Origin of the sequence: Shewanella sp. GD04112 (genome assembly GCF_029835735.1) — a bacterium.
Lineage (GTDB): Bacteria > Pseudomonadota > Gammaproteobacteria > Enterobacterales > Shewanellaceae > Shewanella.
This window is the reverse complement of the sequence record NZ_JAOEAL010000003.1, coordinates 100065-113822: the sequence shown is the minus strand read 5'-3', so window position 1 is coordinate 113822 and position 13758 is coordinate 100065. Positions and strand designations below refer to the sequence as shown.

Here is a 13758-nt window from a genome sequence, read left to right as displayed (position 1 = left end):
TGCCGCTTTTAGCTGAATAATGGGCGTCGAGGATGCATTTAATAATCGCGGAAAAACCTGCCGTAGCTAAGGCCATTGCCGGGTATTTGAATAAGAACGCAAGGTCATGTAACGGCTACATTGATTGTGGTGCAGACGGCAAAGGCCAGAAGCAAATCGTTAGCTGGTGCATTGGCCACTTACTTACTTTCAAGACCCCTGAGGAACATAACCCGCTTTATAAAACATGGGCAGTAGAAACACTGCCTATGCAATTACTCCCGCTCACTCTTAAGCCCATTGCCAAAACAAAGGCGCAGCTTAAGACTCTGTTAGACCTATTAAAATCAGCAAATTTAGTTACCCATGCGGGTGACGATGATGATGAAGGCCAGATTCTCGTAGATGAAGTGTTGGACTATGCGAAATACAAAGGACAAGTAAACCGACTAAAAATTAACGACTTGAACGAAGCTTCAATCGCTAAAGCATTTTCCAACGTAAAACCTAACTCGCAGTTCCTATCGCAAAGTCAATCGGCTTACGGGCGATCAGCATTCGATTTCATCTATGGACTTAATTTAACGCGCCTGTGTACGGTACTGAGTGGGAATGGTGGCGTGTTCAGCGTAGGCCGTGTCCAGTCGGCAATTTTGTCGCTTGTTGTGGAACGGTGCAGGCTTAATCGGTCGCATACTTCGATTCCATATTACGACATTTTCGCCGCAGTTAGGTTTAGGGAGGGCGCGATTAAATTTAAAGTGGACCTGAATGAAATTGCAGAATGCGAACCCGAAAAATTTGACGACAAAAAAAGGTTGTTAGACAGGTCGCAGGCTGAATTTATCAAACTGTCTCTGGAAGGTAGGAGCGTTAATATTACTGACCTCGATAGAACCAATTCAGAAGCCAGCCCCCCTCTGCCATTCTCGCTATTAGACCTGCAAAAAGCGTGTTCTAACCTATTTGACTATTCACCCGAACAGACGTTGAAGCTGACTCAATCGCTTCGGGAAGATCATAAACTCATTACTTACAACCGAACCGATACCGGATATCTACCCGAGGAATTTCACCCGCAGGGCGCTCACATTGCCAATTTTATTAAACTGAACTGCTCGGCCTTTGCCGCTGCAGTCGATGCAGCAGACTTCTCAATCAAAAGCCGCGCCTTTAGCGACGCTAAAGTAGCCGAATCAGCTCACCACGGCATTATCCCATGTGATGTTAGAGCAGATATGAGTAAGGTTACGAAAGATGAAATGAACGTCTATATGCTGATTTGTCGAAATTTTTTGGCTCAGTTCTTCCCGAAGAAAATAACCGCGCACATCAAAGTTACAGCGAGTGCCGGGGAATATAAGTTAACCGCTATGGGCTCTCAGGTAGAGCGTCATGGTTGGGCGGCATTGTACTCAGGAGAGTCATTTGAAGATGATGAAGAACAAGCTGAATTGACCCAAGAGCTAACAGCATTTGATGAACTGGATGGGCTTGGTAAATACGACAGTGGCCATATTTATTCTGGTGACACCTCTTTACGTGAAGGGAAAAGCAAACCTAAGGCTCTATACGTAATGAGTACATTGTTAGAGGACTTAAAAAAGGCCGCGACATACGTTACCAATGAAAATCTTAAGCGTGTCCTTATCGAGCGCGACAAAGGGACACAAGAGAAAGGCGGTATTGGCACTCCTGCAACTAGGGGCTCTATTATTGAATTGCTGTTCAATCGCCAATTCATAGAAATGAAAGGTAAAAAGATCATTGCTACACCATTTGGTGAGCAAGCGTATGACCAGCTACCTAGTTACTTGGCCAGTGTGGATCTAACTGCATTTTGGCAGTTAAAGATGAATCAAGTAAGGGACAGAGAGCTATCTATTGGTCAGTTTTTAACGGAAGTAGATGGATTCGTAACCCAAGCAGTGAACCACATAAAATCCCAAGGGATTAGTATCACCAGTCAACCCACCAGCAAAACAAATAAAGGAAAAGCAGGAGCCAAATCTGGCAAACCCAAAATGGCATCCACTGCAACCGAGTTCCAGTGCAAACAATGCGGTGAAAAGCTAATAAAGCGTGAATCGGTCAAAAAGAAGGGTGAGTTCTGGTACGGTTGCTCTGGCTACCCGAAATGCAAAGCCACTTACCAAGATAAGAACGGGGAACCTGTATAAAACAGGCAATAAAAAAGGGCGCAAAGCGCCCATTTTATTAGCTAGGAAATCGGTTTGTATAAAACTGGTTGAATCGTTAAATCAGTATCCCCAATGGACACGATAAACGACTCAGCCTGTTCAACCCGAAACACCGAAGCGTCGATCTCGGCAGAGAACGCCGAAACGTCCCCTCCCAGGTTCTCAAATTTACATTCTACAAACCTATCCCCCACCCCGATTGTCGGGGCATCACCTAGATTGCCTGAATACGAAAGCGTTAAGCATTCGTCGTTCTGAGCAGCCTTGAAAGCCATATTGAATATGGCGGGGATTATGATCATCACTTTTGGTTAGTTCCTATTTTGCGTGCTGTTTCAGCTATTATCTTATTCAGATATGCAATTTCAACATCATTTTGGAAAAAAGCCCGTAGCTTTGTAAGTCCCATGACATTGCCTTGTCTAATAGCTAAGTTTGACGCCTTTTGGATTGCTTGACGAGTACCATTGCTAATGACGGTGAAGTCAAATTCATCATTGGTAGCTTCATCACTCATGGCGTCTACGTCTACGACAGAGCTTTGGGGCTCAATCTCAACAGACACAGTATCAACAACTTCAATGACTGAATCATCATGTTCAACAATAGGCTCAACTATTACGTCGATAACCTCTGCTTCAATGATTTCCTCAACAACCTCAGCTTCAAGCGCAGCCTTAGTTGACTGAATAGTCTCTTGAACAAAGCGTTGAGCCATAGCCCACTGCTTTTCGTTGAAGCAACTAATTTGGGACTGCTTAGTGCTTAAGAAATTTTCAAAAGCAGTAGCAGCCAAAGTAGCGAGCTCACCATGAATAGCGGTCTGTTCTGCTATGTATTGATTCCACTCTTGAGTGTAATCAGACGTAACGGGAACAGGTTTTACATCGGTAACAGCTTCATCAACAGTTATAGGGGCTAATTCCTCAACTACAGGCTCAGAATCAACAACCACAGGGGCTGCATCCTCTACGACCAAGGCTGAATCCTCTACCACAATTGCTGCTGGTGCCGCAGCTGCTAATGCCGCTGCAGATGATTTAGTACCGTTGTTTTCTGGTTCATCATCATAGAAACCCGCAATAGATAGGCCAAATCGAACTGCCTGGCATGTCGCTCTAATCGAGGTCATGCGAGTAGGCAATTTTTGCCACGAATCCATGTTGTTGCGGTTTTCCATGTAATACTCACGTAGTCCGGCAAATTTACGACCATCTTTAAAGTTGATCACCATTTGCACCCACTCAGGAGTTTGATGCCCATCAATAGGTGTTTTTACCGTTTTATCGGCATAAACGTACTCGTGGGATTCATATTCGCTATGTGATAGCAACACCTGTAGCCAACCATCAACGGTTAAGCTAAAGCGAATTACCCCGCCTTTGGCCACAGCGTAAACCTGATTTAAAAACGGGTTTACTCCATACTTACGGCAAAGAGCCGCCAGCTGATAAACATGGCTTGCTGTTACCAGCTCACCTTTGTTTAACATCGAACCAAAGATCATGTTGTAAACGCACTCATGGTACGTTTGAACGTCCATCCCGACCTCTTGAGCTAAAGGCTCTAAAAGACCAGAAATTTTTGAGTAGTTGTCGATTGATGTAGTCATTTTGGTATTCCTTAATAAAAATCCCGCTCGAAGGCGGGATTAATTGGTTTGGGTAGATTGGTTGGTTTAATTAGATAGAGGCGCAGAAGTTGCCGCTTTCTACCTTAATTGCTTTAGGTAATGATTTCTTACCTTTAGCTGTTGTAGTAGCAGGTTTTACCCAGTTACCACGTTGGATAGCATCAACGTCAGCCGCGCTTAACACCCCTCTGCGAATGCAGGCTGGAATATCAAACAATGCATCATCAAATACAGCTTTAGCCTTGCGAGTTACCGCTTGTGCTTTAGCTTTAGGTTCAGATGCAACGGCTTGGATTGGTGCAGTTACTTTACGAGTTCTTCTTCTGGCTAATTTCAATGAGGTTTTAGTAACACGACGTGAACGCCCGACTAAAAAACCCATGAAATAAGCAAAACCTTCTAAGCATTTTTTTGCAGAAAGGAAAACGATAAGCAAAACGATCAGAGTAGCTACTTGAGACATAATAAAAGTCCTTGAGTTGGATTGGATTGGTTTAGATTGAGTGGAGCGGATTTCTAATTATTTGTACTGCTGAGAAACGACTTATAGGCGCTCAAAACAATATTAAAATACGCAACCTTAAAAATGATTAAAGATGCGCCAACAGTGAACAGACCAAACATTAAGTAGGTTGCTAACGTGCTGAATAGGTTAAAGACAAAAATATCAAGCGGATTGCTCATATTGATTCCCTTGGAAAAGTGGACTTGCAGATGGAGTGGACATACAGAAATGGTAGTGACGAAGCCTTACATCGTCGGTGGCGTTTGAAGAAAGCTCTAAGCTCTGAAAGCAAAGCGCACAGCTTTTTTAGACGTTGGATAGCGTAAAAGGCCAGTAAAGGCGCTAGATTCAACCAAGGGGTTTTACGAGGGGTAGATTAGCCGTATTAGGCTGTTTGGTATGCAAGGTTAGCTTGCCAATTCAATTTATTCGATTTAGCAAACTCTTTCAACAAATTTCAATTGTATCTTGGATCTACATCAGAAATGTAAGGTTCTCGAAGCCTTGCCCCATCCTCCCACCCCTTAAGCCACATTTCTTTTAACTCAAATTCCGTGTAAGGGTTTGCATGAATTGATTTGCCGATTAACCCTGCTTTTCTGCCTTTTAACTCTGCATTTAAAAGTTCTGTTCGCATGAACGATCCTCAAACCTCAGAGCTACCGACCCAAGTAGTTCCCAAATAAGCGTTCCACCCAGTGTTGAACGAATGAAGCATGTCACTTATTGATTCAAGTGACTCGTGCGTCCAGCCGTCAGCAGGAGATTCAAGTTTGAGTAATTCGTTATGGTCAAGATCAGTTACAACGAGTGGGCTATTGACTTCTATTTGCTTTAAGCAATCAGATTCCCCATTAATTGGGCGTGTTATGATCATTCCTGCATCCGTTAATTAAGGTCTGTAAAACAGCGGAACCAGAGGATTCCGCTTTGCCATGCTAATACAGAGCGGCTATCAACCGCCGTCCTTATCACCGCTTTTAAATTTGCCCGCTAAAGACTTGCCGCCCGAAACTGCCGCTTTAATCACTGCGTCACTCATTTGCGCCCCTGTATTTGCCGCGCCGTCTGCGGTCTGGAATACTCCATGCATTTTCACGCCGAGCCAGCCTACAAACACAACCCAAGCGCCGACTAGCGAGTATTGGATTGCGAACGACAAATACAAAAGCAAGCCCGACGCCTGGATCACTTCTGTCGGGTTGTTTATGTTGTTCAAATCCCCCATACCAAGGATTAATGCGGTTACTGTTTCATCTAAAGTAATCCCCAGTTCTAAGAAAAATTTGGAATACTCTAAAGCGAAGTAACCAATTGTGATCGTAAGTAAAACACGGCCATTAAAGCCGGACAGTAAAAGCATTATCGGGATTGCAGCTATCAAAGCGGTTTTAATTGCCGCTACGATGATTGGTAATGCCTGCTGGTATTGAATAATTTTGACCGACTCAAAAGCCGCGCCGAGGGTCATTGCCGCGCCGCCAACAACATTACGGAGTGATGATAGCAACGGTGCAAGATAGCCTTCATCGGCCTCCTTGCTAGCCACTTCTGCCGCGATAGTATCGTTGCCAGAGCTAGAAAACATATTGCTCCACCAGCTTGCCGAATTTCTCACGGTATTGTCATAAATGATATTTGTGTATTTGGTCAGCTCAGCCTCAGTCAAGTTATCTGAACTGGAAATACGCAAAAATGACGCTGCACTGGCACCGCTCTGAACGTCATGTCTAAGTTGCTTCTCAATGTGTTCACCTACAACGCTACATTCCTTCACATACTTAGTAGTAACAAACCCAGTGCCAGTATCGGAGCTGGTAATGGGGTAAATGTCCTTAGTCACTTCCATAGTTAGAGCGGAGTTCATTCCAGATGCACTAATTCCCGGGAACATTTGCTGTACGGCAAAACCATTGAAACTCAGGTCTGTATATTTGTCTCTTGTGTTAGGGTTTAGTAGAGTAAACTTCGATAGTCGATCTACAGCTTTCTTGTAGCATGACTCGTCATAAATCTTGATTAGGTCTGTTACTGCCGCGCTCTCTGATTCAGCCACAGCCACGTTAGACAGCGCCTTGCGGTAACTCCCTGTCTTACATGGAATCGAGGCAATGGATGCGTTTGTTACGCCCGTAGAGAAGATATTTACCAACCCGCTCCATAAAGTCGTTCTAAAAACACCTACTGTGGAATTGGCGATCTCCTTAACGCTACTTTCTGACAAAGTTGTTATGCCAATCCCATCCTTGGTACAGGAAAAGGTCTTGTAGCCAATATCATTTGTGGATTGCTGAAAGGAAACTGGTTTTCCTGCAAAAATCATCACAATGAACATTGCAATGTAACGAGCTTCAATCTTACGAAACACTTGTATAGCTGGTGCGCCTGCCTCGTCACCTGCGCTACGTGCCTCATTCGCAGAAGCCCAAGCAATTAAGATAAAGGGAATTAGATAGAGTTTGGTTTCTTCTATGACTTCCCAAATGCCTTCTGCAATCATAGAGCTAAAAGGGATTAAAACAATTTCTGCAAGTTCGTTAACGATCATTACTTGCTTCTCCGCAAATCACTATCAAGATTTGAAACGTCGCGGCCTGATCTATTAATGTCTTTGCGAGACTCAAGAACTAGGCGAGTCTGAGAATCGAATGAGTTTCTTAACCTTACTTCCTGCTCAAAACGAGTTAATTGGGTGTCCAATTCAGCCAGCTTATTATCAATTTCGTCTCGAGCAATTGGATTGCCAATCAAGTTAGCGTTAGCTCTACCCGTAATGAGCGTTTGGCGCAAAGCAATGACCTTATCAATTGTCCTTGCCGTCGCAACGTCATAAGCAAGCCGCTCAACAAACACAGATTGCACCCCTTCCGCTTCGAGCTGCAAAACTTGCAAATTCGATCTCGTTATTTTGTAGCTATCAGCACTTATCTCGGCCAGTTCTGAGTTAGATAATCCATCAATGTCTTGCGTTAATAGATTTTTAATTGATGCTTCAATCGCTGCTGCTTCTGAGGTCACAACTTGGCTAATACTTTGGGATGGAATAGCTTTGATAGCTTCGCAGTCCTCACAAGACCTCAATTCCACCTCTCCAACAACAGAATTAGCAAATGTCTTTGCAGAGTCTGAGTCAGGAAACAATTTTTCTACGTTAGATTTGTCGTTTGATGAACTAATCGACGTGCCAGAGCTTCCATCTAAATTTGAGCAGTCGCCAGTAGACTTCTCGGTGATACTACACCATCCGGCCAATACCGTTTGCGAAACAACCTCTAAGGGTTTTTGGCCACCTGACCCCCCATATTTAGTACCGTCTACCCCTGTAACACCTTCCTCACCTTTGGGTGCAGAACCGGATCTAACAAGATTCACGATGTTTACTTTGTTACTGTCCTTTGTGTACTTGCTAAGCGTTTCCGCTGCACTGGTTTTCACCATGAGCGCGTCAGGTACGTTATCAACCAGAACATCTTGCATTTTTTCGCAGCTATTCATCGCTGACAGGTAATCATCAAAGCCGATATTGATGCCGTTTTCTAAAAACTCATATAAACCCGGATCTGATTGCTTAATTAAAGCCCCGCCAAGCCCCTGTAGAGCCCCAACAGCATTTGTGGCGACCGTATCCAGTAGAGCATTTAAGCGACCGTTGCTAAATGCGTCACCTATAGATGCGCTCGGATCAAATGAACCGCACTGGCCAAATGTCGATGCCTTACCTTTCATTAAGCTAAAGAACTTTGATTTTATCTTTAGATTGCTTGTGTTAAATGTCGGCTGCTGGCGCTCGTCGGCAATTATGATAAGGTTTTCGATGCTTTCTAGCTGACGCCTGTCTTTAATCCCATTTGCATTCTGCAAATAGATTGTTATGTTGTCGGCTGCGGTCGCGCCCACACATGACACACTGAATACAGTGGCTATCGTTGTGGCAATTAGCTTTTTGTGGAGGTTCATAGATCTACCGATTGGTCAAAGGATGCGACATTTGACCAAGGGCAGGCAGAGTAAGCAAAAAAGGCGTGGAATTTATGTTGTAGGCTGACAATTATGTTCTAATGAATCGCCACTGATTTCATAGACACTTTCTAGCATTACTAAAATTAGGTCAACGAAATCCATTCGATGCTGAATCACGATTACCAGTTAGCACCGAATCATTGGAAGGTTATTCCATTTTGTCGTGTATTCCGGGGTTAAAAACTCCCGGCGCATATCCCATTTCTGTTCAATGCCTTGAGCGGCCAAAAACAAGGTGTCTCGCCCATACCGAGTATTTATACCGTCCAGTGTCGCCATGAGTGCCGGATTTGCGTCCGATTGATTGAACAGATCAAATTGCTGATGTTTATCGCTTCTGAGGTCTAGCAGGCCGACCCCAACACGGTAATACCTTATTCCATGCCTAAATAACTTTCGAGCTTCTTCCGTCATCGCTTGCGTCATTTCGATGGTGGAATTGGTGGTGTACGACCATAATAAAGTTTGATAATTTATCTGAGGACGAATTTCAGTTTCTCATAATTAAGTTTGATCATTTTCAAACTCACTTTTGGACAAAAGTGAGTTAGACTGTTAACTCAGATTAATTGGTTTCAGATTACAAAATGTATTGCTAAGAACGATATTTGATTTAATAAAAGTAAACCGCTTGCAGGGTTATTGCACTGTCTGTTGCCCATAACATAGACAGTGCAATCTTGGCGACTAGAACTTGTTCGTGTCTTTGACTTCTAAAAGCTCGCCGTTACTGGCTATTTTGAGAAAAACTTGTTTTTGAGTCGTTGGGTTAACGGCACTGACCACGTAGTAATTGCCTTCAAAGCTGACGATTGATAATTGTGCCTCAGGCAAGTCTTTCCATGTTCCCTCTAATTTACCCACCTCAAAACCAAAGTCTTTAAATGTCATTTGATTAAGCGATTTAGCTGCCACCTTTAAGGCACCTTGACCGCTGATCACTCCGTGATCCGCATGGGCCAATACATTGCCACTCATTAACGCTGTGCATAGGGTGAATACTGATAATAATTGTTTCATCGTTTTCTCCAATTTTGCCAATTATTGTTTTAAACCAATGACTTCATATTGTCCTTTTACCTGTAACTGAACGGCAATAGGCTTATCTGTCTTGTTTTTCCAATACCAACCATGCGACCCCGCGAAAGGTGCAGTAAAGCTCCCTTTCATTTCGTTTGATGTCGCTATGGTGTAACTCTCAAAATAGCCAGTGGTATCTCCCTCAGGTTCACCATGTAGGTCAAAATACAAAGCATCGCCATCGGTCATCCATTCGTAGGTCATTTTGGCATACTGTGGCATGGCAAATTTATATTCGACACCGCGACCCGCCGGAACCACCACTTCAATGGTTTGAAACTCCGTATTACTTGCTTGGGCTCCCGTCACCGCAACAGCACCATCCGCTTCAGCGGCCTGTGCAATTGAGGTTAATCCCAGTTTTTGACCTACGCCTGTAGGATCGATGTTGTACTCGGCTGGCAGAATAAAAGTGACCAGCGCAATGGCCGCCACTACCGTTGCCGATACGCTCGCTTTGACCAAGGTTTTTGTACTTACAGTGTGTTGCATAATCTTCTCTTATAATCGTTTAGTTGACGAAATAGCCTGTGAGCTGATAACCCATCAGCATCACCCCTACACTCATCAGAGCGGTGTTAGTCAGCGTTGAAAATCGTTGAAATGAAGGGAAATGACGCCAGGCATTTATCACAATCAAGATGATGGCCAGCGCAGCAAATTGTCCGATCTCCACCCCAATATTGAATGCTAATAAATTGGTAAATAGGCCTTCCTGTGACAACTGAAACTCCTGTAATTTGGTTGCCAGTCCAAAGCCATGGAACAAACCAAAGACCAACACTGCTATTTTGGTATTGGGTTGCCAATTAAAGCAGCGCTTAAATCCCCCCAAGTTATCAAAACCTTTATAGATCACTGATAAGCCAATAATCGCATCGATAAGATAGGCGTTAACTTGCAAATCGGTCATTACACCAAGCAATAATGTGGTGCTGTGACCTAGGGTAAACATGGTCACATACAACAGCACATCTTTGCTGCGGTACAAAAAGAAGATCACACCCACGAGAAACAATAAGTGGTCGTAGCCCGTGATCATGTGCTTCGCCCCAATGTACAAAAAGGGGATAAATTGCACGCCTTGGTTTTGTTCTAAAAAGGCGCGAGTATTGTCGTCCACCCCATGGGCCATGACATCAATACTCACCAAACCTAATAATCCAACCATCAGCAACAAGCTGATGTTTAATAGCTTATTTGGCATCCGCAATCTCCATTACTTCTACTTCAGTCAAAATCGACTCCTTTTCTTTATGTAAAATGCGATATAACGCTGGAATAACAAACAGCGTTAACAGGGTTGATGAAATAATTCCCCCAATCACAACCGTTGCCAGCGGACGTTGGACTTCTGAACCGATACCGGTATTGAGTGCCATTGGAATAAACCCGAGTGATGCCACTAAAGCCGTGGTTAACACTGGACGAAGCCTTGTTAGTGCCCCCTCAAAAATTGCCCTATCGAGTCCCATACCTTCTTTACGTAATTCGCGAATAAATGACACCATGACAAGACCATTTAAAATCGCGATACCAGAGAGGGCGATAAAGCCCACTGCGGCTGAGATAGAAAAGGGAATGTCCCGTAACAATAATGCGGCAATTCCGCCCGTCAGGGCTAAGGGGACGCCAGTAAAGATAATCATCGCATCCTTGAAGGAGCTAAGGGCGAGGATCAATAAACCGACAATCATCAACAGGGTCACAGGCACAACAATACTCAAGCGTTGCGATGCCGATTGTAATTTTTGATAGGTGCCTCCGTACTCCACCCAGTAACCTGCGGGAATATCCACTCTTTCCCCGATAACGTTTTGAATATCAGCGACAAAGCTACCTAAATCCCGTCCACGTACGTTGGCGGTGACCACCATGCGACGTTTCCCATTTTCACGGTTAATCTGGTTAGCACCAGAAACCAATTCCAAGGACGCTAATTCCTGAAGTGGGATGCTATGCCCGTCGGGTAAGGAAATCGGTAAATAACGTAAGCCGTCCAGATTTTGCCTACGTGATTCACCCAGACGTACAACAATGTCTGAGCGAATATCTCCTTCATAGAATTTACTCGCCACAGTGCCGCCCATTGCGGTTGCCACTTGAGACTGCAACTCGGACATACTTAAGCCATGTTGCATCAGCTGTTGACGTTTCGGAATGATATTCAGCATAGGCAAACCTGTTGTCTGCTCCACTTGCACATCGGCAATGCCATCGACCTGAGCGATAGCTGCCTCGATTTGTGCACCAAGCGAAGTGAGCGTATCGAAATCATCACCAAACACCTTAATTGCAAGCTCCGCCCGGACCCCTGCAAGCAGCTCATTAAAGCGCATTTGAATAGGCTGTAAGAACTCATAGCGGTTGCCAGGGATAGGTTCCACCATCGCCGCCAACTCTTCTACAATTTGCTCCTTCGATTTATTGGGATTTGGCCACTGCTCACGAGGTTTTAGGATAATAAAGTTATCAGCCACACTCGGAGGCACTGCATCGGTCGCCACATCCGCAGTACCAATTTTGGCAAATACCCTTTCAACTTCAGGCATTTGCTTAATTTTATCTTCTAGAGTTTCTTGCAGGGCAATCGCCTGACTCAGTGAGGTGCCAGGAATACGTAGGGCATGCATTGCAATATCCCCCTCATCCAAATTAGGGGCAAATTCACTGCCTAATTTCGTCGCTTGGTAACCAAAAACGGCGACCAACAACGTGGCAGCAATCACCACGACCCAGCGACCTTGAATTACCCAGTTTAACGCAGGGCGATACAAGGCGCCTGCACCACGGATAAGCGGGCTATGCTTCTCCTTCACTGGTTTCTTAAACAGCAAGGCAATGGTTGCTGGCACAAAAGTCACCGACAGCAACATGGCACTTAACAACGCAATCACTACCGTAATCGCCATCGGGTGGAACATTTTGCCTTCTACACCTTCTAGTGCAAAAATCGGCAAATACACGGCGGTAATGATAAATACACCAAATAGTGCGGGGCGAATGACCTCTCGGGTAGCTTCAAACACGAGCTCTAGACGTTCTTTTAACGGTAAAGGATCGTCTCCTGCCTGACTTAACCGTCTCAAGCAGTTTTCAACAATAATGATCGCGCCATCGACTAACAAACCAAAGTCCAGAGCGCCTAAACTCATCAGGTTCGCGCTAACGCGGGTTTGTACCATGCCGGTAATCGTCATTAACATAGCAAAGGGGATCACCAGTGCAGTTAAAAATGCAGCCCTAAAATTCCCAAGCAGTACAAACAACACCACAATGACCAGTAGTGCGCCTTCTAATAGATTGGTCTGCACCGTTTGTAGGGTTTTATCCACTAACTTAGTGCGATCATAAACCGCTGTGGCGACAATCCCTTCCGGCAGGGTCGCGTTGATTTCTTTGAGTTTCTCACCTACAGCATGGGCAACGGTGCGGCTATTCTCACCAATCAACATAAACACGGTACTCATGACCACTTCGCGGCCATTTTGAGTCGCAGCACCGTTGCGTAGCCCCTGACCATTTTCAATATCGGCCACATCTTTAATGGTCAGCGCACTGCCTTGCGTTGATTTGAGTGGGATATTGCCAATGGCCACAATGTCTTCGGCTTGGCCTGGCATTCTCAGTAACCACTGAGCACCGTTTTGCTCAATAAAACCTGCGCCTTGGTTCTGATTATTCTTGGCTATGGCATCGACAACATCGGCTTGGGTTAAACCAAAGGCGAGCAGTTTTTCCGGTTTGAAAGCGACCAAAATCTCACGCTCAAAGCCGCCGATAGGGTTAACTTCAACCACCCCTGGCACACGCATGAGCTGCGGCCTAATTGTCCAATCATGTACCGTGCGTAAATCCATTGGCGTGATAGGCGTTCCATCGGCATGGGTAGCATCTGGCAATGCATCCACGGTAAACATAAAGATTTCACCTAAGCCAGTCGCAATAGGGCCAAGCTGTGGTTCAAGCCCAAGCGGCAGCTCGGAACGTGCCGCCGATAAACGCTCATTGACTAACTGACGGGCAAAATAGACATCCGTCTCATCACTGAAAATGGCCACCACCTGTGATAAGCCATAGCGCGATACCGAGCGGGTGTAGGTTAACCCAGGCAAGCCTGCTAATGCGGTTTCCAAAGGGAAGGTCACACGCTGCTCGATTTCAAGTGGCGTGTATCCCGGCGCTTCGGTATTAATCATCACCTGCACATTGGTGATATCCGGTACGGCGTCGATGGGTAATTTAGTGAAGTTCCAAATTCCTAAACCGGCCACGGCCAATACCATCACCAATACGAGGAATTTGCGCTTTATCGAAAAGCGTAAAATCGATTCCAACAT

At 44.9% G+C, this 13758-nt stretch carries 10 protein-coding genes and 1 pseudogene; 1 reads left to right on the top strand and 10 read right to left on the bottom strand.

What is annotated here, in order from left to right; translation table 11 throughout:
- The first annotated feature begins 32 nt into the window (after positions 1-32).
- Complete coding sequence (locus N7386_RS23275; protein WP_279771428.1) at positions 33-2159, top strand: DNA topoisomerase; 2127 nt, start codon at positions 33-35, stop codon at positions 2157-2159.
- Between the two features lie 322 nt (positions 2160-2481).
- Here the strand turns inward: N7386_RS23275 and N7386_RS23270 are convergent, their stop codons facing one another.
- The 10 genes and pseudogenes from N7386_RS23270 to N7386_RS23225 form a co-directional block, all read right to left on the bottom strand.
- Positions 2482-3792: a recombinase RecT gene (locus tag N7386_RS23270; RefSeq protein ID WP_259476959.1), complete on the bottom strand. Its 1311-nt coding sequence runs from the start codon at positions 3790-3792 to the stop codon at positions 2482-2484.
- A gap of 70 nt (positions 3793-3862) precedes the next feature.
- On the bottom strand, positions 3863-4276 hold the full coding sequence (locus N7386_RS23265; protein WP_259476960.1) for a hypothetical protein: 414 nt from the start codon (positions 4274-4276) through the stop codon (positions 3863-3865).
- 499 nt (positions 4277-4775) lie between these two features.
- Positions 4776-4955 carry a ribosome modulation factor gene (locus N7386_RS23260; protein WP_014611668.1) on the bottom strand — a complete coding sequence of 60 codons (180 nt, stop codon included), beginning with the start codon at positions 4953-4955 and terminating at the stop codon, positions 4776-4778.
- A 318-nt stretch (positions 4956-5273) separates the two neighbouring features.
- On the bottom strand, positions 5274-6866 hold the full coding sequence (locus tag N7386_RS23255; protein ID WP_014611666.1) for a conjugal transfer protein TraG N-terminal domain-containing protein: 1593 nt from the start codon (positions 6864-6866) through the stop codon (positions 5274-5276).
- Positions 6866-8215, bottom strand: a complete 1350-nt coding sequence (locus N7386_RS23250; RefSeq protein ID WP_195742685.1) for a hypothetical protein — start codon at positions 8213-8215, stop codon at positions 6866-6868. The genes N7386_RS23255 and N7386_RS23250 overlap by 1 nt, the downstream gene beginning before the upstream one ends.
- A 249-nt stretch (positions 8216-8464) precedes the next feature.
- Positions 8465-8809, bottom strand: a pseudogene (locus N7386_RS23245) (DUF4113 domain-containing protein); the annotation flags it as partial.
- Positions 8810-9025: 216 nt separating this feature from the next.
- Positions 9026-9358: a DUF6488 family protein gene (locus tag N7386_RS23240; protein ID WP_039978051.1), complete on the bottom strand. Its 333-nt coding sequence runs from the start codon at positions 9356-9358 to the stop codon at positions 9026-9028.
- A gap of 21 nt (positions 9359-9379) precedes the next feature.
- A complete protein-coding gene (locus tag N7386_RS23235; protein WP_023266962.1) occupies positions 9380-9910 on the bottom strand; it encodes a hypothetical protein in 531 nt (176 codons plus the stop codon).
- 19 nt (positions 9911-9929) lie between these two features.
- Complete coding sequence (locus N7386_RS23230) at positions 9930-10625, bottom strand: HupE/UreJ family protein (protein ID WP_023266963.1); 696 nt, start codon at positions 10623-10625, stop codon at positions 9930-9932.
- Positions 10615-13758, bottom strand: a complete 3144-nt coding sequence (locus N7386_RS23225; protein WP_023266964.1) for a CusA/CzcA family heavy metal efflux RND transporter — start codon at positions 13756-13758, stop codon at positions 10615-10617. Before N7386_RS23225 ends, N7386_RS23230 begins: the two co-directional genes overlap by 11 nt.

Excerpts from the sequence above, each read along its gene's own strand:
- N7386_RS23255 (WP_014611666.1), bottom strand. The coding sequence starts at position 6,866 with ATGATCGTTAACGAACTTGCAGAAATTGTTTTAATCCCTTTTAGCTCT.
- N7386_RS23230 (WP_023266963.1), bottom strand. The coding sequence starts at position 10,625 with ATGCCAAATAAGCTATTAAACATCAGCTTGTTGCTGATGGTTGGATTA.
- N7386_RS23265 (WP_259476960.1), bottom strand. The coding sequence starts at position 4,276 with ATGTCTCAAGTAGCTACTCTGATCGTTTTGCTTATCGTTTTCCTTTCT.
- N7386_RS23260 (WP_014611668.1), bottom strand. The coding sequence starts at position 4,955 with ATGCGAACAGAACTTTTAAATGCAGAGTTAAAAGGCAGAAAAGCAGGG.
- N7386_RS23270 (WP_259476959.1), bottom strand. The coding sequence starts at position 3,792 with ATGACTACATCAATCGACAACTACTCAAAAATTTCTGGTCTTTTAGAG.
- N7386_RS23275 (WP_279771428.1), top strand. The coding sequence starts at position 33 with ATGCATTTAATAATCGCGGAAAAACCTGCCGTAGCTAAGGCCATTGCC.
- N7386_RS23240 (WP_039978051.1), bottom strand. The coding sequence starts at position 9,358 with ATGAAACAATTATTATCAGTATTCACCCTATGCACAGCGTTAATGAGT.
- N7386_RS23235 (WP_023266962.1), bottom strand. The coding sequence starts at position 9,910 with ATGCAACACACTGTAAGTACAAAAACCTTGGTCAAAGCGAGCGTATCG.
- N7386_RS23225 (WP_023266964.1), bottom strand. The coding sequence starts at position 13,758 with ATGTTGGAATCGATTTTACGCTTTTCGATAAAGCGCAAATTCCTCGTA.